Genomic DNA, 20,355 nt, shown 5'->3' on the forward strand with positions numbered 1-20,355 from the left:
TCGGCCCCCCGGGGGGCGGGTGGCCGTGGCCCGGGGGTTGGCGCCTGCCCGCCCCCCCCCCGCCACTACAATGGCGGCATTCCTTTCGCGCAGGCCCCCGCCATGACCGATTCGCCGCTGCACCTCACCGTCAAATTGAATGCCAGGCTCCAGCCCGAGCATCGCCATGAGCTGTTCGAAGATCCGCTCGATGCGCTGCTGGGCAGCGCCGAGCTGGGCGAGATCACGGGCGGCGGCACCGCGCTGACCGAAGACGGCGAAGTGGACTACGGCGATATCGAGGTCGCGTTGAACGATCCGGCCTCGCTGCCTGGCGTGATCGAGCTGCTGGAGCAGCTGGGAGCGCCGAAGGGCTCGCTGATCCAGCGCGAAGGCGCCCCCGATCAGCCGTTCGGCGTCACCGAAGGCCTGGCGTTGTATCTCAACGGCACCGATCTGCCCGATGAGGTCTACGAACAGTGCGATTCGAACTATGTGTTCGAACAGATCGTCGAGCGCATCGAAGGCCATGGCGAGATCTGCAGCTGGTGGCAGGGCCCGACCGAGACCGCGCTGTATCTGTATGGCGCCTCGTTCGACACGATGCACGCGCGCATCGCCGATCTGCTGGCGAGCTACCCGCTGTGCCAGGGCGCACGCGTGGTGCGTACCGCCTGATCAGCAGTCCGGCGCGTGGCCTGCTGCATAGCGCAGGCCACGGCGCAGCTGCGCCCGCACATTCGGGTCGGCATACACCGCCGCATCGTGGCCCAGCCCGGTGTACCAGCTGCGGCCACCATCGAAGGGCCGGCACCAGGCGATGGGATGATCGACGCCCATGGTGCCGCCGTCGTAGCGCGCTTCGTCCACCGTCGCGATGACCTGCACCCTCCCACGCGGATTGCGCCGGTAGTTGTACAGCTCATCGCGGATCGGCCACGCCGGGCCTGACGGTTTGCCGTCACGCTCAGGCTGCACAAGCGTGTCCTGCAGCCCCTCGGGGTGCTTGTGGAACCACGCGCCGACCAGTTCGCCGTACCACGGCCAGTCGTATTCGGTGTCGGCCGCGGCGTGCACGCCCATGAAACCGCCACCGTTGCGGATGAACTGCTCCATCGCGGCCTGTTGCGTGGCATCGAGTACATCGCCGGTGGTATTGGCGAAGACCACGGCGCGGTAGCGGGCGAGATTGTCGGGGCGGAAATCGCGTGGATCGTCGCTTTGATCCGCCGTCATGCCAACCTCGGCACTCAGCTCACGCAGGGTCACCACGGCCACCGGAATCGAGTCGTGGTGGAATTTGGCGGTGCGGGTGAAGATCAGGACGCGGTCCGGACCGGCCGCGGCCGAGAGGCCCGGCATCGGCAGCAGGAGCAGCGCACACAGCAGGGCGATGGGCAGGCGAGGCATGCGTGAAGTCTGTCACGGGCGCTGCCCGTCGCCGTCCTGCGCTGCAGCACAGGCAGCACAAGCCTGCGCGATCCGGGTGGGGGTGGGCCAGGCCGCCACACTTCATCCCGGATCGCCCCCGACTCATCCCGGATTTCACACAGTTCGTCGCGTGGCGCTTGTCGCACCCCGGGCCTGCGCCCAGAGTCTGCCCCTGTCCGCTGGGAGCGCACTCGTGAACAAGGGAATTCCGTATCTGCTTGCTGCACTGGTTCTGCTGACATGGTCGGCAGGCTGGGCCGAGCCGGTGCTGGCCCTGTTCCACAACGCGCAGGTCTGCCTGGCCGACGGTGGCGACTTCGATCTGCTGCGCCTGCGCTGCCAGCCGCAGCCCAGCGTGGTGTGCATCGGCCAGGCAACACTGTGGTTCTGGCTGAGCGGCATCGTCTTCGCGGTGGTCGCGCTGCTGGGCACGCGTCGCCGCACGCGCTGACAGTCGAACACGCAACCGGCATCATCGGCCTCTGTCTGATGGAGGCCCTATGAGTCCGAGTGAAAAGGAAAAGATGCTGTCCGGGCTGCCCTACCGCCCCGGTGATCCCGAGTTGCAGGCCGACATGGCCGCGGCCAAGGTGTGGATGGTCCGTTACAACGCCGCCCTGGCCGAAACCCCGGCCGTGCGCCGCGCGCTGTTGCGCGAGCAGCTCGGTGCGGTCGGCGAGGGTGCGGTGATCCGGCCGCCATTCCACTGCGATTACGGCTACAACATCCGCCTGGGGCAGGGCGTGTTCCTCAACTACAACTGCGTGATCCTGGACGTGGCCGAGGTCAGCATCGGCGATGGCACCCAGATCGGTCCGGCAGTGCAGATCTATGCCGCCGATCATCCGCGTGATCCGCAGGCACGGGCCGAAGGCCTGGAGTCGGCCAAGCCGGTCCGCATCGGGCGCAATGTCTGGATCGGAGGCGGCGCGATCGTGCTGCCCGGCGTCAGCATCGGCGATGATGCGGTGGTCGGGGCGGGCAGCGTGGTCACCCGCGATGTGCCGGCTGGCGCGACCGTCGTCGGCAACCCGGCGCGAGTGGTGCGTGCACGCGCCCACGGCGATTGATCCAACTCAAGGCATCGCGTCCACATCGGGTGTGCAATGGTGATGTTCCCATTGCCCACCCCAAGGAGCTCTGCCATGTACAAGCGCATCCTGATTGCCACCGATGGTTCGGAGCTGGCCGAGAAAGGCCTGGCCAAGGGTCTGGAGCTGGCCAAAGACCTCAATGCCGAGGTCGATATCGTGACCGTCTCCGAGCCATGGGCGGTCGGCATGTACGACGCGATGGGCTGGAGCGTGGGCTACATGAACACGCCCGAATACAAAGCCGATCGCGAGGAGACCGCGCAGAAGGTGCTGCAGCCGGCCAAGGCTGCCGCCGAAGCGCAGGGCCTGCGCACGGAAACCGTGCATGTGCTGGACCGCTATGCCGCTGACGGCATCATCGATACCGCCACCGAACGCGGCAGCGACCTGATCGTGATGACCTCGCATGGCCGCCGTGGCGTCACCCGCGTGCTGCTCGGCAGCCAGACCGCCGAAGTGCTGGCACGCAGTACCGTACCGGTACTGGTCATCCGATAACGGAGAAACGTGTAGTGCCGGCCGGCGGCCGGCAGTGCCCCTCAGTCGCGCAGTTTCAACGTCTGCGATTCATCCAGCGTGCCATCCGGCTGCAGCACGACATAACGCTCGCCGCTGCGGTCGAACAGTACCGGGATCGGATCACGGAACAGCGGGCGGCGCACGAAGCGCAGCTGCCAGCCGAAATGCTCCAGCGTCTCCACCGCCTGGCGCTGCTCTGCAGTGAGGCCGGCGCGCAGTTGGGCCGGATTCGGATCGTGGCGACGTTCGGGTGTGGTCATCGAGCGGGGGCGGGCAGGGAAGGGGTCGCCGCCCGGCCGACCCCGTGCGTTCACGGGGCGGCAGCGCGGTCGACGCCCGCAATCACCAGCTGTAGAGCTTCCAGTACACCGGCGAGACGCCGTCCTTGTCGCCGTCCATGCGGCCATCGCCGTTCTGGTCGTACATGTAGAACGGGGCACCGCGCGACGGGGTCACCTTGACCATCCGCAGCTGGCCGCCGACCCGGTATTCCTCGATGGTGTCGCCGTTGTCCTGGACCGTCTTGACCACATCGGCACCGGTGACATCGACCGGGGGCCTGCCGCCACCGCCGGTGGCACAGCCAGCCAGCGCGAGCACGCCTGCGAGCAACAGAATCTTCATGGGCCGGGAGTCCTTGGGCGAAGAGGGCCCGATTATGCCCGATGGATCGTGAGGCCGGTGCCGACGACGGTCAGGGCCGGGCGCGTAGAATCGTCACATGAGCCGATTAGTCCTGATTGACGGGTCCAGTTACCTGTATCGCGCGTTCCACGCGCTTCCGCCGCTGACCAACGCACACGGTGAACCCACCGGCGCGCTGTTCGGTGTGGTCAACATGCTGCGCGCCACCTTGAAGGAGCGCCCCGAGTACGTCGCCTTCGTGGTCGATGCGCCCGGCAAGACCTTCCGTGACGACCTGTACGCCGACTACAAGGCCAATCGCCCGCCGATGCCCGACGACCTGCGCCCGCAGATCGAGCCGATGTGCCGCATCGTCGAGGCGCTGGGCCTGAGCATCCTGCGCGTCCCCGGCGTGGAAGCCGACGATGTGATCGGCACGCTGGCCCTGCAGGGCCACCGCGATGGCCTGCAGGTGACCATCTCCACCGGCGACAAGGACTTCGCCCAGCTGGTGCGCCCGGGCATCGAACTGGTCAACACCATGACCGGCAGCCGCATGGATTCGGACGCGGCGGTGATGGAGAAGTTCGGCGTGCGCGCCGATCAGATCGTCGACCTGCTGGCGCTGATGGGCGACACCGTGGACAACGTGCCCGGCGTGGAGAAGTGCGGCCCCAAGACCGCCGCCAAGTGGCTGGCCGAATACCAGCACCTGGAGGGGGTGATGGCGGCGGCGCCGACCATGAAGGGCAAGATCGGCGAGAACCTGCGCGCCGCGCTGGAGCGCCTGCCGCTCAACCGCGAGCTGGTCACGATCCGCACCGACGTGCCGCTGGAGGTCTCGGCGCAGACGTTGCCGCTGCGCGAGCCGGACGTCCCGTCGTTGAGTGACCTGTACCTGCGTTACGGCTTCACCCAGGCCCTGAAAGAGCTGGGTGGCCCCGTGCCCGCCCCGGCCGCTGCCAGCGATGCCCCGGTCAGCCTGCGTGGCACAGCGGCCGGCTATGCCCGTGCCACGGCGGATGAGGCAGTGGTGCCGGTCGATCCGGCGCTCTCCGCCCCAGGCGAGTACGAGATGGTGCTGACCACCGAGCAGCTCGATGCCTGGGTGCAGCGCCTGGCCGATGCGGATCTGATCTCCTTCGATACCGAGACCGACGCGCTGGACGCCATGCGCGCCAACCTGGTCGGCATCAGCCTGGCGGTCGAGCCGGGCCGGGCGGCCTATATCCCGGTCGGTCACGATTACCCCGGCGCGCCGGCCCAGCTGCCGCGTGAGCAGGTACTGGCGGCGTTGCGCCCGGCGCTGGAAGACCCTTCCAAGAAGAAGCTTGGCCAGCACGGCAAGTACGACCTGCACGTGCTGCGCCGCCACGGCGTGAACCTGCAGGGGTACCACGACGACACCATGCTGGAGAGCTTCGTGCTCAATTCCACCGCCACGCGCCATGACATGGACTCGCTGGCGATGCGCTATCTGGGCTACACCACCATCAAGTTCGAGGAGGTGGCCGGCAAGGGTGCCAAGCAGATCTCGTTCTCGCAGGTGGGCCTGGACGAAGCCTGCCGCTACGCCGCCGAAGATGCCGACGTCACCCTGCGCCTGCACCACGCGCTGCAGCCACAACTGCAGGCCACGCCCTCGCTGGACAGCGTCTACCGCGACATCGAGATGCCGCTGGTGCCGGTGCTGACCCGGATCGAAGCCAACGGCGTGCATATCGACATGGCCGAACTGCGCCGGCAGAGCCAGGACCTGGGCTCGCGCATGCTGGCCGCCCAGCAGAAGGCGACCGAACTGGCCGGGCGCACCTTCAACCTGGATTCGCCCAAGCAGCTGCAGGCCGTGCTGTTCGACGAGCTCCAACTGCCGGCACTGGTGAAGACCCCCAAGGGCCAGCCCAGCACCAACGAAGAGGCGCTGGAGGCGATCGCCGAGCAGCATGAACTGCCACGGGTGATCCTGGAGTACCGCGGGCTGGCCAAGCTGCGCAGTACGTACACCGACAAGCTGCCGGAGATGATCAACCAGGACACCGGGCGGGTGCACACCAGCTACCACCAGTCCGGCGCCGCCACCGGTCGGCTGTCCTCATCGGACCCGAATCTGCAGAACATCCCGATCCGCACCGAGGACGGCCGCCGCATCCGCCGCGCCTTCGTGGCCCCGCCGGGCCGCAAGATCCTGGCCTGCGATTACTCGCAGATCGAGCTGCGGATCATGGCCCACCTCTCCGAGGACCCCGGCCTGGTGCGGGCTTTCGAGCAGGGCGTGGACGTGCACCGGGCGACCGCGGCGGAAGTCTTCAGCCGCAGCCTGGAAGAGGTCACCTCGAACGAGCGCCGGGCCGCCAAGGCGATCAACTTCGGCCTGATGTACGGCATGAGCGCGTTCGGGCTGGCCCGCAACCTCGGGATCGACCGTGGTCAGGCCCAGGACTACGTGGCCCTGTATTTCAGCCGCTACCCGGGCGTGCGCGATTTCATGGAGCGGATGCGCCAGCAGGCCCGTGACCAGGGCTATGTGGAAACCCTGTTCGGCCGTCGTCTGTACCTGAACGACATCAACGCGCGCAACCAGGGGCTGCGCGCCGGTGCTGAACGCGCGGCGATCAATGCGCCGATGCAGGGCACCGCGGCGGACATCATCAAACGCGCCATGGTGAAGGTGGACGACTGGCTGCAGGACCACGGCGACCAGGCCAAAATGATTCTGCAGGTGCACGATGAACTGGTGTTCGAAACCGAAAGCAGTTTCCTCGACACCTTGCGTTTGAAAGTGGTTGAGCTGATGTCGTCAGCAGCCGAGCTGCGCGTGCCCCTGGTGGTGGACGCGGGCGTCGGTGATAACTGGGATGAGGCACATTGAGGCCTGAATCACAGTCAAAAGGCTGAATTGGTTCATTGCTTCCCGATAATCTGACTGTTGGATGAATGTTTCCGGGAGGAGCCCAGTATTAATTGGGCCCCTTCACGAACTATCAATGTTCGGAGTGTTTTTATAGACCTCGACAGGCGCAATGCCTGTTGTGGATCTCTCCCATCCCCTGGAGCAGATCTCGGAACGGGGGCTCCTCCCCAAGCGCCCGTTCCCCGGCCCCGCTAACCTCCCCCTGGTTGGCGGGGCTTTTTATTTGTGGCGCCGAGAAATGCCCGCCCGCGACGCCCAACCATTGCCTCGCGCCGGGTGCCGGCCCATGCTGCCCGCACCAGTCGGGGAGAGACGATGAGCGACCTGTTTGCATTGGCCATGCCGTGGTGGGAATTCATCCTTCGCGCGGTGGTGGTGTACGTGGTGGTGCTGGGCATGGTGCGGCTGTCCGGCAAACGCGCGCTGGGCCAGATCACCCCCTTCGACGTGTTGCTGATCGTGCTGCTGGGCAACGCGGTGCAGAACGCGCTTCTGGGCCAGGACACGTCACTGGGCGGCGGCCTGCTGCTGGCAGCGACGCTGATCTCGATCAACTACGGCGTGGGCTGGCTGACCACGCGCAGCCGACGCATCGAATCGCTGGTCGAAGGCGAGCCGGTACTGATCGCGCGCGATGGCAAGGTGCTCGATTCAGTGCTCAAGCGTGAGCTGGTCACCCCGTCCGATCTGGACGCCGCGCTGCGTCAGCAGGGCTGCCTGACCATCGACGACGTCGCCCTGGCGGTGCTGGAGATCAACGGACACATCACGATCGTGCCGAAGAAGTAATCAAAGCCAGTCGCGCGGCACCAGATAGTCGGCCAAGCGCGCCTCATCGCTGCCGGCCTCCGGCTGGAAGCCGTATTCCCAGCGCACGCGCGGCGGCAGGCTCATCAGGATGCTCTCGCTGCGCCCGCCGCTCTGCAGCCCGAACAGGGTGCCGCGGTCGTAGACCAGATTGAACTCGACATAGCGGCCGCGCCGGTACAGCTGGAATTCGCGCTCGCGCTCGCCATACGGCGTGTCCTTGCGGCGCTCGACCAGCGGCAGATAGGCATCCAGGAAACCGTCGCCGACCGCACGCAGATACGCAAAATCGCGCTCGAAATCGCCGTGCAGGTCGTCGAAGAACAGGCCGCCCACGCCGCGTGTCTCGTTGCGATGGCGCAGGAAAAAATACTCATCGCACCAGCGCTTGTGCGCCGCATAGCGCTCTTCACCGAACGGTGCGCACAGATCGTGCGCGACCTGATGCCAGTGCCGCACGTCTTCCTCGATCGGATAGAACGGCGTGAGGTCGAAGCCGCCGCCGAACCAGGAGGCCACTGCCACGCCATCGCGTTCAGCGCGGAAGTAGCGCACGTTGGCGTGCGTGGTCGGCAGGTAGGGATTGGCAGGATGGAACACCAGCGAGACGCCCGTGGCGCGCCAGGAGGCGCCGGCCAGCTCCGGGCGGTTCGCCGAGGCCGATGGCGGCAGACGCGTGCCGGCTACATCGGAAAACCCGATCCCGGCCTGCTCGAACACCGCGCCATCGCGCAGGATGCGGGTGCGGCCACCGCCGCCCTCCGTGCGCTGCCAGAGATCTTCGGCGAAGCGGGCCTGCCCGTCGGCGGTTTCGATCGCCGCACAGATGCGGTCCTGGAGGTCGGTCAGATACGCGCGGACGCGGTCGAAGTCGTTCATGGGCGCTACTTTACCGCAGGCCGGTGCACGGCCTGCGTGTGCTCAAGCGGGCTCAGCGGCCGCCTTTGCGGTTGCTGCTCTTGCTGTTCTTCGTCGTGGCAGGGGCATTGGCCGGGCCCTCATCGCCGTCCGCTTCAGCATCCGCCTCAGCCTCGGCCGTCATGCGCTCGGCGATCTGCTCCAGCCCGGCGCTGACCTGCATCAGGCCCCAGTTGCGGGTCGCGTACACATCGCAGGCGACGTGCGTGCCCTTGCCGTCCTTCGCGCACAGGGCGGCCATCTGTTCGGGCAGCGCCTCGTCACCGGTGTGCTCGTAGACGCTGGCCAGGTTCTCGCAACCTTCGCGTACGCCAGCGGTGCACAGCTTCATATAGAAGGGCGCCGCCTCGGCCCAGCGGTTGCGCAGCGCCAGCTGGTGGCCGGCGGCATTGCAGCCCTGCAACTTGCCTGCCGCGCAGCACGCCTGCGCACCGCCCTCGCGGCCGAGCGTCGGGCAATCCTGCGGCAGAGGGGTCTCGACGAAGACCACCGGCGTGCTGCACTGCTGCGCCTCGCCGGTGTGCTCGTAGTAACTGAAGCGGTTCCAGGTGTCCATGCCGATCAGGTTGCCGTTGGCCAGGCGCTTGAACACGAAGTCGTCGCCCTGATCGTGTCGCACACGGATGTCGCCATCGACCAGCCGCGCGCGCAGCTTGCCGCCGAAGCCGCTGTCGAGCATGCCGCCATTGCCGAACGGCAGGTGGTCCATCAGGCCCTGGCTGGCCACGTAGCTGCCGCAGGGCAGGGCGGTGGCCGCCAGCGGGCTCAGCGCCTTGGCATCCAGCGTGGCCAGCGGCGCCGCCCGCTCGCAGGCGCGCGGGTCCTTGCCATGGGTGCAGGCCCGCTGCAGCGCATCGCGGGCGGGAACCAGGCGGCCAGCGTCCCACAGCGCTTCGGCGGCCTTGGCGCAGAAGGTGCCACCGGTCTGCGCCTGGCAGAGCGTGGTGATCTCATCCAGTTGCGCGGCGGGCAGTGGCGATGCTTTGGCGGCGGTGAGCCCACCGAGCAGGGCCTTGGCAAAGGCTTGGCTCACGGCGTCGCGCGCGGCCTCCAGGCAGGCGTCCTCGTCATACTGAGCGGAATCGGGCTTGCAGACGTCCGGTTCGGGCGGCTCAGCGGCAATGTTCTGTCTCGCGCCCCCCCTGTCGGCCTCGCGCGCTTCGGTCTGGAAGTTGGCAAGCAGGCGCTTGCAGGCGGCCGGGACATCCTCACGGCACCACTGCCGCAGGCGGTCGTTGCTGGCAAAGAGCGTGTCGTTCAGGCAGGTGCCGATTTCGGCCCGGCACGACGCCGCGGGAAACACCGTCGCTCGGCGGCAGGTAGCCGCCTTCTGCAAGCGATACTCGTTGAAGCGGTCGCTGAGCAGGCGACCGCCTTCCTGCACGTTCAGCGATCCGACGCCGCCGTTGTCGAGGTCGGCCAACTTCAGTTCGTCACCGATGCGACTGAGGATGTAAGGCTCGGGTGCCTGGCCAGGAATCTGCCTAACGCCCTCGTTGGCGCTGTGCAGGGTCAGCGTAGTGCCGCTGTCCTCGGCCACGAACGTGCCACAAACGACGGCCTGGGCCGCTGCCGGCAGGCTGACCGCCGTGAGCAGGGTGAACAGGGTCGCGCGCCAGCCGTGGCGGCGCAGAAAGGGGAGGGAAACAGTCACACGATCATCCTTGCAGGTTGTGCAGCGCACCGTGGCGCTGCGGGAAACAGGTCAACGGCGGAACAGCGCACGCACATCGGCTGCACACAGGCGCACGATCAGCCAGCCCTGCAGCACCGCGAACGCCAGTGCGGTCACGCCGGCGAGGCCGCTGCAGATCACGCGCTGTACGCGCAGCTCACTGCGCAGCTTGAGCAGTTCGATCGACAGGGTGTCATCGGGTATCTGCGCCAGCAGGTGGCGGAACGCATCATCCAGCAGCCACGCGGCGACCACGTTGAGCACGGCGGTGACCGCCAGCACCACGATGAACAGGACCCATGCCCAGCGCCAGCGACGCAGCATGCCCCAGCACGCGGCAACGCCTAAGAGGCTCGACACGCACAGCAGCACGTTGGCCAGCACCGGGTGGGTGAGCAGCCAGCGCAGCGAGCCGGGCAGCCAGTGGAAATCCTCATCGGCCAGCAGCGCCTGCAGCGTCTCCGAGGCTGACACGGGAATGGCAATCAGTGCCAGCACCGCCCACATCGCGGCCGAGGCCACGCAGACGAGCAGCACGGACTTGAGCAGCGGAGCGAGGAAGGCAGGCGCGCCATCCCCGCTGGGGCGTGGCGTGCAGGAGGGCAATTGCGGGGGAAGCGAGGCTGACATCGGGTGTCCTGATTGGGCAGGCCGTGACGTCTAGGTCGCAGCCACCGCGTTCGCGGCCGCGGGCAGGATATGGTCTGCGCTCAACGGTGCCAAGCGCACTCCATGCGGCGGGTGCAGCGGCACCCACGCAAGTTCGGCGATTTCCGCCTGTGCGCGGGGCATGCCGATGACCGTCACCAGGTAGGCATGTGCCCGTACGCGGTGCCCGGCTTCGTGCACCGCCCATGCCTCGAACCGGCCCAGCGGTACAGCACTGTCAGGTTCCAGGGCGACCCCGAGTTCTTCGTGCAGCTCACGCGCCAGGGCGACCAAGGGCGCTTCACCGGGCTCAGGCTTGCCGCCGGGCTGGATGAAAATGTCCGAGCCCTGTTTGCGCACCACCAGCACATGGCCACTGGCGTCGAAAACGACCGCGGCGACGATATCGATCGTCGCCGCGGCGTGCTGTCCGTCAGTAGAAACCGACGTCATCGCTGGATTACTTCAGGTTCTCTTCGAACAGCTTGAGGATGCGCTTGTACTGGTCCAGCCAGGAATCGGCACGCACATAGCCGTGGCGTTCCAGCGGGTACGGCGCGATCGTCCAGTTGTCCTTGTGCAGCTCGATCAGCTTCTGGGTGAGGTTGACCGAGTCCTGGAAGAACACGTTGTCGTCCATCATCCCGTGCGCGATCAGCAGGTGATCCTGCAGGCCTTCGGCGTACTCGATCGGCGACGATTTGCGGTACGCCTCCGGGTCGATGTCCGGGGTGTTGAGGATGTTGGCGGTGTAGCCATGGTTGTACTGGTGCCAATCAACCACCGGGCGCAGCGCAGCGCCGGCCTTGAACGTGCCCGGCGAGCGGAACAGCGCCATGAAGGTCATGAAGCCGCCGTAGGAACCACCGTAGATGCCGGCGTGGTCACGGTCGCCCTGCTTGGTGGTGACCAGCCAGTCCAGACCGTCCTTGTAGTCTTCCAGTTCCGGGTGGCCCATGTTGCGGTAGATCGCCGTGCGCCAGTCGCGGCCGTAGCCGGCGCTGCCGCGGTAATCCATGTCCAGCACCACGTAGCCCTTCTGTACGAGCAGGTTGTGGAACATCTGCTCGCGGAAGTAGGCGGGGTACTGCTGGTGGACGTTCTGCAGATAGCCGGCGCCGTGCACGAACATGGCGATCGGGTACTGCTTGCCCGGCTCGAAGGCCTCCGGGCCGTAGTACTTGGCCCAGACCACGCCGGCACCGTGCTTGGACGGTACCTGCACCAGCTTGGGCTGGATCCACTCGCGCGCCTTGAACTCGGCGGTGCGGGTGTCGGTCAGCACCTTGGCCTGGCCACCGGCGGCGGGCACCACGGCCAGCTGCGTCGGCAGGTAAGCACCGGAGTAACGCACCAGCAGCTGCTGGCCGTCCGGGGACAGCGAGAAGTCCTCCACGCCGTTGAGCGAGGTCAGCTCGCGCACCTGCTTGCTGGCGGTGTCGACCGCGCACACTTCGTAGTCGCCCGGCGACTGCTGGTTGCACAGGAAGAAGAAGCCGCGACCGTCGGCGCTGGGCACCGGCATCGAGGTTTCCCACTTGCCACCGGTCAATGCCTGCGGCCTGGCCGTGCCCTGCTGGGTGTACAGGTGCGAGTAGCCGGATTCTTCGGACAGCAGCCAGAGCGTACGGTTGTCGTTGGACCAGCCGAAATCGTTGAAGCTCCAGTTGATCCAGGCGCTGTCGGTCAAGCGATGACGCGTCTCCAGCTTGGCGCTGGTCGGGGTCACGCTGGCGATCCAGCGGTCCTTGTTGTCGTTGGCGCGCAGCATGATCGCGGCCTGCTGACCATCGGCGCTCCAGCGGATGCCGGGCGCGCCGGGACCACCAAGTACTTCCACCGGGCGGTTGCCCTTGAGGGCGTCCTTGCCAGCGGCCTTGCGCAGCGCGGCCAGCGGGTCGGTGCCGATGCCCGGCAGGCCGTCCAACGACAGCGGCTTGACCGTGCCGGCGACGGCATCGACCAGCCACAGCGCGTTCGGCTCCGGATCGTTGCGGCCCACGCGGGTGCGGGTGTCTTCGAACTCTTCGTAGCCCGACTCGGTCACGTACTTGGGCATCTTGCCGCCGCGGCCGTCATCGAAGCTCTTCGGCTTGGTGACCACGATCAGGGTGCGCGCATCCGGCGAGAGCACGCTGTCGACGATCTCCACATCCGCGCCCAGATACACCGGGCCCGGTGCGCGCGTGCCATCGGCGCGGCGCCAGCTGGCTTCCTGCGCCTTGAGCGCGTCGCGCTGGGCGCGGTCGTTGCGCAGCGTGGCCAGGGTGCGCAGCTGCTGCTCGCGCAGCGTGTCCGCCTTGGGTGCGTCATCCGGGTTCTTTTCGGCCTTGAGGCTGGCGACCTGCTGCACGCCGGCCGCGGCCGTCCAATGGAACCAGTTCTGGCCGGTGCGCCAGATCACACCGCCGTCGCGGGCGAAATTGACCGCGCTGGACTTCTCGGTGCTGCGGGTCAGCTGGGTCAGCGCGCCGCTGCGCAGGTCGCGCACGAACACATCGCCGTTGCGCACGAAGGCCGAGCGCTGGCGCGCGCTGTCGTAGACCGGGCTGTCCACATCCAGGGTGCCGCGCTGGTCATCGCCAACCTGTCCGGCCACGCCACCGGCAATCGGCTGGCGGAAGGTATCGCGCACCGGGCTGCCGTTGCGCTTGAGCTGGTACTCCACCTGCTGGCTGTTCCAGGACCACCACGCGCTCTCGACCGGCGGACCGATCCAGTCCGGGTCGGCCATGGCCTGCTCGATGGTGATCGGCGTCGGCGCCGCATGGGCAGCGCCGCCGAGGGCGGCGAGCAGCAACAAGGACAAAGGCAGCGTTCTGGGCATTGCGGGCGGCACCAATGAGGAAACCCGGCAAGCGTAGCAGCCGCAACGGCCGGGGGAGGGGGCCACAGGTCATGGCGCGGGCCCATCGCCAGCATCGGCAACGTCGTGACGCCAAGGGGCTGCCTGCGCGGGGTGAGGGCGATCCCGACACATCGCAGAACGACGAGGCCCTTGCCCTGCCTGATGCGGCAGGCCCCGCGGCGCTGCTGCGTCGACAGCCCGGAACCGGCTCCCTACGGTGGCTGTGACCCCCGGGGATCCAAGGGGGACATCCATTCAAGGAGCGATCCGATGTTCAAGATGATCACCCGCGCAGCCGTGTTGACCGGCGCCGCCGTGGCGCTCAGCGCCTGTGGCAATCCGCGCGATGCAAGCAAGGCCAATTTCAGCCGCGCCATCCAGGCCTATCTGGACGGGCAGGCCGGGCTGTGTGTCCCGTTACCGGCGAACGAAGTGCCCTTCACCCTCGGCGACCAGGACCTGTTCCCGCAGAACAAGACCCGTGCCGATGCTCTGGTCCAGGCGGGCCTGCTGTCGTCACACCCGACCGAGGTGAAGCAGCCCTTCGGCAGCAGTACCCGCCCCGCCACCGAATACCGCGCGACGGCGGTCGGCCAGAGTGCCCTGGTCGCCCAGGCGCCGAAGACCCTGGTCCAGCGCTCCGCCTTCTGCAGCGGGGCTTACAAGGTGCAGGACGTGACCAATTTCACCGAGCCGGGCGAGCTGATGGGGGTCAAGCTCTCCCACGTCGAGTACACCTACACGGTCAAGGGCAGCGCCGATTGGGCGCGTTCTGACGCGCTGCGCAGCGCCTACCCCGAGCTGGACAAGCACGCGCAGGACAGCGTGACCTCCAAGGCCACCCTGATCCTGACCCACGACGGCTGGGTGCACGAAAGCCTGTTCAAGCGCTGAGCGGTACTGCAGGCGGCGGGCCGCGCGCCGCCGCCTGCGACAAAGTGAAGCAGCGCGTCACCGGGTCGCATGTGCCTTTCACGGATACAGGCCCAGACTGGTGCGGATTCCAGAAGCCAGTCGGAGGCGTCTCTTGGACGCGTTGTTGTTGTCCCGGATCCAGTTCGGGTTCGTCATCAGTTTCCACGTGCTGTTCCCGGCCTTCACGATCGGTACCGCCAGTTGGCTGGCCTTTGTCGAATCGCGCTGGCTGCGCACCGGCAATCCGGTCTGGCGCGAGCTGTATTTCTTCTGGCAGAAGATCTTCGCGGTCTCCTTCGGCATGGGCGTGGTCAGCGGGATCGTCATGGCCTTCCAGTTCGGCACCAACTGGCCACGGCTGAGCGAGGTGGCCGGCACGGTGATCGGTCCGCTGCTGACGTATGAGGTACTCACCGCGTTCTTCCTGGAAGCCAGCTTCCTGGGCGTGATGATGTTCGGCTGGGGCAAGGTCTCCCCGCGCCTGCATTTCTTCTCCACCTGCATGGTGGCGCTGGGCACGCTGGTCTCCACGTTCTGGATCCTGTCGTCCAACAGCTGGCTGCAGACACCGGCCGGTTACACACTGGTCGATGGCATCGTGCACCCGGACAGCTGGTGGCAGATCGTCTTCAACCCGTCCTTCCCCTACCGCCTGGCGCACATGGCCTTGGGTTCGTTCATCACCACCTGCTTCGTGATCGGTGGTGTGGGCGCGTGGTACCTGCGAAAGGACATGCACCGCGAAGCTGGCCGCAAGATGCTGCTGGCCGCAGTGGGCTTTGCCGCGCTGACCGTGCCGGTGCAGATCTTCGTCGGTGACATGCATGGCCTGAACACCCTCAAGCATCAGCCGATGAAGATCGCGGCGATGGAAGCGCACTGGCATTCGGAAGGCGAGGGCAAGGGTGTCCCGCTGGTGGTATTCGCCGTGCCCAATGAAAAGGCCGAGCGCAACGACTACGAAATCGCGATCCCGCGCCTGGGCAGCTTGATCCTCACCCATTCGCTGGACGGCACTTTCGATCCGCTCACCTCGGTGCCCGCCAGCGAGCGGCCGCCGGTGGTGCCGGTGTTCTTCGCCTTCCGGGTGATGGTCGGGCTGGGCACACTGATGCTGCTGCTGGCCTGGGTGTCGGCGTTCCAGTGGTGGCGCGGCAAGTTGCTGCAGTCACGCTGGTTGATCCGCGGCTGGAACTGGATGCTGCCCAGCGGCTTCATCGCGCTGATCTCCGGGTGGTTCGTGACCGAGATGGGCCGGCAACCGTGGGTGGTCTATGGCGTGCTGCGCACGGCTGATGCCGTGGGCCCACAGAGTGCGTGGATGACGGCGTTGTCGCTGGGCGTGTACATCGTCGGCTATGCCTTCGTGTTCGGTTGGGGCGTCTGGTACCTGGTGAAGATCATCCGCACCGGTCCCAAGCCGCATGAGCCGGCCCCGAATCTGGATGCCGGCAGCCACACCCCGGCGCGGCCGCTGTCCGGTGCCGATGAACCGCTGGAGGAGCGCTGAGATGGAGATGACGACCTGGCTGCCGGTGGCATGGTTCGCGGTGATCGGCTTTGGTGTGCTGATGTACGTGGTACTGGATGGCTTCGTGCTCGGCATCGGCATCCTTGCGCCGATGGCCGAGGATGAAGAACAGCTGGACATCATGATGAACACCGCCGCCCCGATCTGGGACGGCAACGAAACCTGGCTGGTGCTGGGCGGCGCGGGGCTGATGGCCGCTTTCCCGAAGGCCTACGCCGCGCTGCTGTCGGCGCTGTACCTGCCGGTGCTGCTGCTGGTGGTGGCACTGGTGTTCCGCGGCGTGGCGTTCGAGTTCCGCTTCAAGGCGCACCGTTCGCGCAGGCTGTGGAGCGTGGCGTTCGGCCTGGGCTCGCTGCTGGCCGCCTTCGCGCAGGGCGTGATCCTGGGCGCCCTGGTGCAGGGCCTGCAGGTGGTGGATGGCCGCTATGTGGGCGGCGCGTTCAGCTGGTTCAGCCCGTTCTCGATGCTGACCGGTGCAGCGGTGGTGTTCGGCTACGCATTGCTGGGCAGTACCTGGCTGATCCTCAAGACCGAAGGCCGTGAGCAGACCTTCGCGCGCACTTTGACCCGCCCACTGGTGGTGGCGGTGATCGTGTTCATGGGCCTGGTCAGCGCGTGGCTGCCGTTCCTGGATTCGCGCCTGATGGCACGCTGGTTCAGCGATGGCAATTTCTGGTGGCTCTCGCCGGTGCCGTTGCTGACGTTGGCCGTGGCCACCGCGCTGTGGCGCAGCGCGATGCATCCCAAGCGCGACCTGCCGCCGTTCCTGTTGACGCTGGCCCTGTTCGTGCTCGGCTTCATTGGCCTGGTGCTGGGCATGTGGCCGTACCTGCTGCCGCCGAGCATGACCTTGTGGCAGGCCGCCGCGCCGGCCTCGTCGCTGAGTTTCAGCCTGGTCGGGCTGGTGATCCTGCTGCCGGTGATCCTGGGCTATACGGCGTGGTCGTACCGGGTGTTCCGCGGCAAGGTGCGGGCGGATGTGGGGTATCACTGAGGCAGTGTGACCGCTTGCCGCGAGTCACTGTTCCGTGTGGGGCGAGGGATGCCAGCCCATGCCGGGACACGCCGTAAACCCATCCCTGGGGGCTCGACGGGCGCCATCCTTGGCGCCCGACGGTCCCGGCATGGGCTGGCATCCCTCGACCCGGACAGTTCTGCCTCGGCGGCGGGAAGAGTCAACCGCATAAAAACGGGTCAAGAGCAGCCGACCAACGGTCGGCTCTACCCCAGCATGAAAGCTGTTTGATTGATCAAGAAGAAACGTCAGGCGGCCGATTCGACCTGCTGTTGATCTTTCCGATGCGCACCAGCCAACTGTCGAAGGGGCGGTGTGGGTGGGGTGGCGGGACCATGTGTTGCCATGGATGGCAACACATGAGCTTACAAGGACGTACTTGCAGCGGGTCCCGACATCCCACCCACACCGACCCAGGCCAGGCACGCCCGGCAAACCAACGCTGTTGACTCAGCCGTGCAGCCCTTCGATCTCGACCAGCAACTCCGCCCGACACACCTCCGCATGCACCACCACGAACGGCGGCGCCGTCGGCAGCGCCGCCATCTGCGCCGCCACTGCCGCCACATCCTCCGCCCGACGCACATACACCTTCAGCACCGACGTCGACCCCAGCACCGGTGACAGCGACGGCCGCTGACCGCGCGCCGTATCCACCAGACTCTGCAGATTCCTCAGCGTCTCGCGCAACTGCTCATCCACCGCCCCCGTGTGCTGCGACACATGCCCCACGATCGCCGCCGTCCCGGACTGCAGCAACGGCAGGCCCGTCGCCAACGGCGGCAGCAGCGCCCGCGAAAAACTTGGTGACTGCGGCCCGTACTGGCGTGGATAGCGGAACGCACTCACCTGGCGCGGATTCTCCAGCGGCTGGCCCGGCTCGCGCGCTGCCAGCCAATACACCTGCAGCCGGCGCACACCGTCAAAACGACCGATGCAGGTTGCCGCCGGCAACGCGGCCTCATCCAGCTCCCGCAGGCCCCGCACGCGGCCCACGCAGAAACGTCGATAGCGCTCATCATCGCCATCGCCCTCGGTCACCGCGTCGAGATAGTTCCAGGTCCGCAGCAGGTGCGGATAACCGCAGCGCGCGAGGAACGTGCTCATCCGGGCGTAGGCCTCGGCGGCGGCCGACTCGATATCGCTGTCGACCTCGTCGATCTCCAGCACCCCGAACAACACGCTGTCGGTGTGCGACCAGCGCACGCCCTCGGTGATGCCGTGCTCGACCGGGATGCCACCGCGCCAGACCTCGATCTGCGCCGGGCCCTGTTCGGCCAGCGGCACGTGCAGCCAGCGAGGGTCCTCCAGCGCGGCGTGGTGCAGGCCAAAGCCGAAGACCGCCAGCGTGCACGGATCGGCCAGGGCGGCATCACGCTGCGCCGCCGGGAGATAGGCCACACGGAACAACGCGGGTCCGGAGGACGGGGAAGCGACTGCCGGGGCCGTTGCGGTGTTGATCGTGTTGCTCATTTCAGAATGTGAATGCTGCCAGTGCCGAGAATGTCATGATAGCGTGCGCACCTTTCTCGGCACCGCGTCCGGTCCCGGACGCTGTCGAGGACAGGCGCGGGCCGGCTGGCATGGGGGAGCCGCCCCGCGTTGCCTTCATGGCGCGTGCCCATCCTGGTACCCATCCATCATGTTGGCGTGAATGATCGAGTTTTCAGTATTGGATTGGTCGGCCTGGGCGCCGGGCATCACCACCCGGGAGCAGTGGCAGGCGTGGGCGAACGCCCCGTGGCTGCCGACCGGCGACGACACCCCGGCCCTGTCCGAAGTGCCGGCCATGCAGCGTCGCCGCATCGAGCGGCTGGGTCGCATGGCGATCCAGACCGCCTGCTGGTGCGAGCAACCCGATGACGGTGGTCAGGTGCCCTTGGTGTTCGCCTCGCGCCATGGCGACGTGGCGCGCTCGATGGAGCTGCTCAACACCCTGAGCGCGGACGAGCCGATGTCGCCGACCGGCTTCGGCCTGTCGGTGCACAACGCGATCGCGGCGCTCTATTCGATCGCTCGCGGGCATCGAGGCAACTATCTGGCCCTCGCGGCCGGCCGGGCCACGGTCGAAACCGCCTGTGTCGAGGCCTTCGGGCTGCTGGCAGATGGTGCGCCGGAGGTGCGGCTGGTCGTCTACGAATCCCCCCTGCCGCCGATCTATGCCGGCTTCGCCGACGAGCCCGACCCGTTCTTCGCCTGGTGCTGGCGATTGGGGCCGGCGGATCGGCCGGGCACGAGGCTGTCGCTGGGCTGGGGCCCAAGTGACAAGGACCGCCCCTCCCAGGGGCTGCCGCATGGCCTGGAAGCCCTGCGCTTCCTGCTGGCCGGCGCGCCCTCGCTGGGGCTGGATGCCGATGGCCAACGCTGGACCTGGCAGCGCCATGGCTGAGCGCTGGCCGGCCCGCATCAACCATGCCTGGCGGGTGCTTGGCACGGGGCTGAGCTTTGCCGCCTTCGGGGTCGGCGGGCTGGTGCTGGGCGGGCTGCTGTTCCTGTCGCTGCTGCTGATCCGCGATCCGGTACGCCGGCGCGTGATGGCCCGGCGGCTGGTGCAGGCCGGTTTCGCCACCCACGTCGGCCTGATGCACCGGCTGGGGCTGATGACCTATGAGATCCGCGGGGGCGAACGCCTGCAGCGCAACGGCCTGCTGATCCTGGCCAACCACCCGACCCTGATCGACGTGGTGCTGCTGATCGCCCAGCTGCCCAATGCCGATTGCGTCGTCAAGCAGGCCGTGGCGCGCAACCCGTTCATGCGCGGCCCGGTCCGCGCCGCCGGCTACGTCTCCAACGACGACGGGGCGGGGCTGGTGGATGACTGCATCGCCGCGGTCCAGGCCGGCGGCAACCTGGTCATCTTCCCGGAGGGCACGCGTACCGTGCCGGGCCAGCCGCTGCGGCTGCAGCGCGGGGCGGCCAACATCGCGGTGAGGGGCCGGCTGGACATCACCCCGGTGCGGATCACCTGCACGCCGCTGACCCTGACCAAGGGCCAGAAATGGTATCGTGTGCCATCACGGCGATTTCACGTTCAGCTGGAAGTCGGGGAGGATCTCCCGATTGCCCCGTTTCTGAACGAGACCGGCGATGCGCCCAGGGGGGATGCCTTGGCGGCCAGGCGTGTGACCGATCATCTTGCCCATTACTTCGACTTCGCTGGAGACCCGACCCGTGCAGGCACTTGAGCACGAGATCAAGGAATTGATCATTTCATCGCTTTCACTGGAAGACATCACTCCCGAAGACATCGATTCCGCTGCGCCTCTGTTCGTGGAAGGGCTGGGCCTGGATTCGATCGACGCGCTGGAACTTGGATTGGCCCTGCAGAAAAAGTACGGTGTCAGCCTGTCAGCCGATTCGGAAGAGACCCGTCGCCATTTCTCCAGCGTGCGTGCCCTGAGCGAGTTTGTCGCCGCACGCCAGCCGTCCTAACGGCGCGT

General features: G+C 67.1%; 21 protein-coding genes. 12 read left to right on the forward strand and 9 right to left on the reverse strand.

Features of this window, described 5'->3' with window-relative positions:
• Positions 1-102: 102 nt before the first annotated feature.
• Entirely contained in the window at positions 103-657 is a 555-nt protein-coding gene (locus ABE464_RS12545; protein WP_346472230.1) for a hypothetical protein, read from the forward strand.
• On the opposite strand, the gene ABE464_RS12550 is transcribed toward ABE464_RS12545, so the two are convergent.
• Positions 658-1,389, reverse strand: a complete 732-nt coding sequence (locus ABE464_RS12550; RefSeq protein ID WP_346472231.1) for a ThuA domain-containing protein — start codon at positions 1,387-1,389, stop codon at positions 658-660.
• A gap of 214 nt (positions 1,390-1,603) precedes the next feature.
• Here ABE464_RS12550 and ABE464_RS12555 point away from each other — a divergent pair, with 214 nt between their 5' ends.
• From ABE464_RS12555 to ABE464_RS12565, 3 genes are all read left to right on the forward strand, one after another.
• Positions 1,604-1,861: a hypothetical protein gene (locus ABE464_RS12555; protein ID WP_346472232.1), complete on the forward strand. Its 258-nt coding sequence runs from the start codon at positions 1,604-1,606 to the stop codon at positions 1,859-1,861.
• 49 nt (positions 1,862-1,910) lie between these two features.
• Entirely contained in the window at positions 1,911-2,480 is a 570-nt protein-coding gene (locus ABE464_RS12560; protein WP_346472233.1) for a sugar O-acetyltransferase, read from the forward strand.
• Between the two features lie 75 nt (positions 2,481-2,555).
• The gene (locus ABE464_RS12565; protein WP_346472234.1) at positions 2,556-3,002 is read left to right on the forward strand and encodes a universal stress protein; all 447 of its coding nucleotides are present in this window, start codon (positions 2,556-2,558) and stop codon (positions 3,000-3,002) included.
• Positions 3,003-3,043: 41 nt separating this feature from the next.
• On the opposite strand, the gene ABE464_RS12570 is transcribed toward ABE464_RS12565, so the two are convergent.
• Both ABE464_RS12570 and ABE464_RS12575 read right to left on the reverse strand, forming a co-directional pair.
• On the reverse strand, positions 3,044-3,283 hold the full coding sequence (locus ABE464_RS12570) for a hypothetical protein (protein ID WP_259261951.1): 240 nt from the start codon (positions 3,281-3,283) through the stop codon (positions 3,044-3,046).
• Between the two features lie 82 nt (positions 3,284-3,365).
• Positions 3,366-3,647: a DUF2782 domain-containing protein gene (locus tag ABE464_RS12575; RefSeq protein WP_123729819.1), complete on the reverse strand. Its 282-nt coding sequence runs from the start codon at positions 3,645-3,647 to the stop codon at positions 3,366-3,368.
• A 97-nt stretch (positions 3,648-3,744) separates the two neighbouring features.
• Here ABE464_RS12575 and polA point away from each other — a divergent pair, with 97 nt between their 5' ends.
• Entirely contained in the window at positions 3,745-6,516 is a 2,772-nt protein-coding gene (gene polA / locus ABE464_RS12580; RefSeq protein WP_346472235.1) for a DNA polymerase I, read from the forward strand.
• 357 nt (positions 6,517-6,873) lie between these two features.
• Positions 6,874-7,347: a YetF domain-containing protein gene (locus ABE464_RS12585; protein ID WP_123729821.1), complete on the forward strand. Its 474-nt coding sequence runs from the start codon at positions 6,874-6,876 to the stop codon at positions 7,345-7,347.
• Here the strand turns inward: ABE464_RS12585 and hemF are convergent, their stop codons facing one another.
• Genes hemF through ABE464_RS12610 form a run of 5 tightly spaced genes read right to left on the reverse strand, consistent with a single transcriptional unit; the run spans position 7,348 to position 13,433 of the window.
• Positions 7,348-8,244, reverse strand: a complete 897-nt coding sequence (hemF, locus tag ABE464_RS12590) for an oxygen-dependent coproporphyrinogen oxidase (RefSeq protein WP_346472236.1) — start codon at positions 8,242-8,244, stop codon at positions 7,348-7,350.
• A gap of 52 nt (positions 8,245-8,296) precedes the next feature.
• Positions 8,297-9,937, reverse strand: coding sequence for a hypothetical protein (locus tag ABE464_RS12595; protein ID WP_346472237.1), 1,641 nt, complete (start codon positions 9,935-9,937; stop codon positions 8,297-8,299).
• 51 nt (positions 9,938-9,988) lie between these two features.
• Positions 9,989-10,588, reverse strand: coding sequence for a hypothetical protein (locus ABE464_RS12600; RefSeq protein WP_346472238.1), 600 nt, complete (start codon positions 10,586-10,588; stop codon positions 9,989-9,991).
• 30 nt (positions 10,589-10,618) lie between these two features.
• Entirely contained in the window at positions 10,619-11,059 is a 441-nt protein-coding gene (locus ABE464_RS12605) for an NUDIX domain-containing protein (protein ID WP_346472239.1), read from the reverse strand.
• A gap of 7 nt (positions 11,060-11,066) precedes the next feature.
• Positions 11,067-13,433 (reverse strand): S9 family peptidase, encoded by a 2,367-nt coding sequence (locus tag ABE464_RS12610; RefSeq protein WP_346472240.1) that lies wholly within the window; start codon positions 13,431-13,433, stop codon positions 11,067-11,069.
• A gap of 291 nt (positions 13,434-13,724) precedes the next feature.
• On the opposite strand from ABE464_RS12610, the gene ABE464_RS12615 reads away from it, so the two are divergent.
• From ABE464_RS12615 to cydB, 3 genes are all read left to right on the forward strand, one after another.
• Positions 13,725-14,348 (forward strand): hypothetical protein, encoded by a 624-nt coding sequence (locus tag ABE464_RS12615; RefSeq protein WP_346472241.1) that lies wholly within the window; start codon positions 13,725-13,727, stop codon positions 14,346-14,348.
• A gap of 133 nt (positions 14,349-14,481) precedes the next feature.
• Positions 14,482-15,879 carry a cytochrome ubiquinol oxidase subunit I gene (locus ABE464_RS12620; RefSeq protein WP_346472242.1) on the forward strand — a complete coding sequence of 466 codons (1,398 nt, stop codon included), beginning with the start codon at positions 14,482-14,484 and terminating at the stop codon, positions 15,877-15,879.
• 1 nt (position 15,880) lies between these two features.
• A complete protein-coding gene (cydB, locus tag ABE464_RS12625) occupies positions 15,881-16,894 on the forward strand; it encodes a cytochrome d ubiquinol oxidase subunit II (protein ID WP_179459714.1) in 1,014 nt (337 codons plus the stop codon).
• A gap of 471 nt (positions 16,895-17,365) precedes the next feature.
• Here the strand turns inward: cydB and ABE464_RS12630 are convergent, their stop codons facing one another.
• On the reverse strand, positions 17,366-18,388 hold the full coding sequence (locus tag ABE464_RS12630; RefSeq protein ID WP_346472243.1) for a pteridine-dependent deoxygenase: 1,023 nt from the start codon (positions 18,386-18,388) through the stop codon (positions 17,366-17,368).
• A gap of 181 nt (positions 18,389-18,569) precedes the next feature.
• Here ABE464_RS12630 and ABE464_RS12635 point away from each other — a divergent pair, with 181 nt between their 5' ends.
• Genes ABE464_RS12635 through ABE464_RS12645 form a run of 3 tightly spaced genes read left to right on the forward strand, consistent with a single transcriptional unit; the run spans position 18,570 to position 20,347 of the window.
• Positions 18,570-19,304 carry a beta-ketoacyl synthase chain length factor gene (locus ABE464_RS12635; protein ID WP_346472244.1) on the forward strand — a complete coding sequence of 245 codons (735 nt, stop codon included), beginning with the start codon at positions 18,570-18,572 and terminating at the stop codon, positions 19,302-19,304.
• On the forward strand, positions 19,297-20,100 hold the full coding sequence (locus ABE464_RS12640; protein WP_346472245.1) for a lysophospholipid acyltransferase family protein: 804 nt from the start codon (positions 19,297-19,299) through the stop codon (positions 20,098-20,100). Before ABE464_RS12635 ends, ABE464_RS12640 begins: the two co-directional genes overlap by 8 nt.
• Positions 20,087-20,347: a phosphopantetheine-binding protein gene (locus tag ABE464_RS12645; protein ID WP_019185497.1), complete on the forward strand. Its 261-nt coding sequence runs from the start codon at positions 20,087-20,089 to the stop codon at positions 20,345-20,347. The genes ABE464_RS12640 and ABE464_RS12645 overlap by 14 nt, the downstream gene beginning before the upstream one ends.
• Positions 20,348-20,355 lie beyond the last annotated feature (8 nt).

The sequence above is a fragment of the Stenotrophomonas sp. TWI587 genome (genome assembly GCF_039674145.1).
GTDB lineage: Bacteria > Pseudomonadota > Gammaproteobacteria > Xanthomonadales > Xanthomonadaceae > Stenotrophomonas > Stenotrophomonas maltophilia_AY.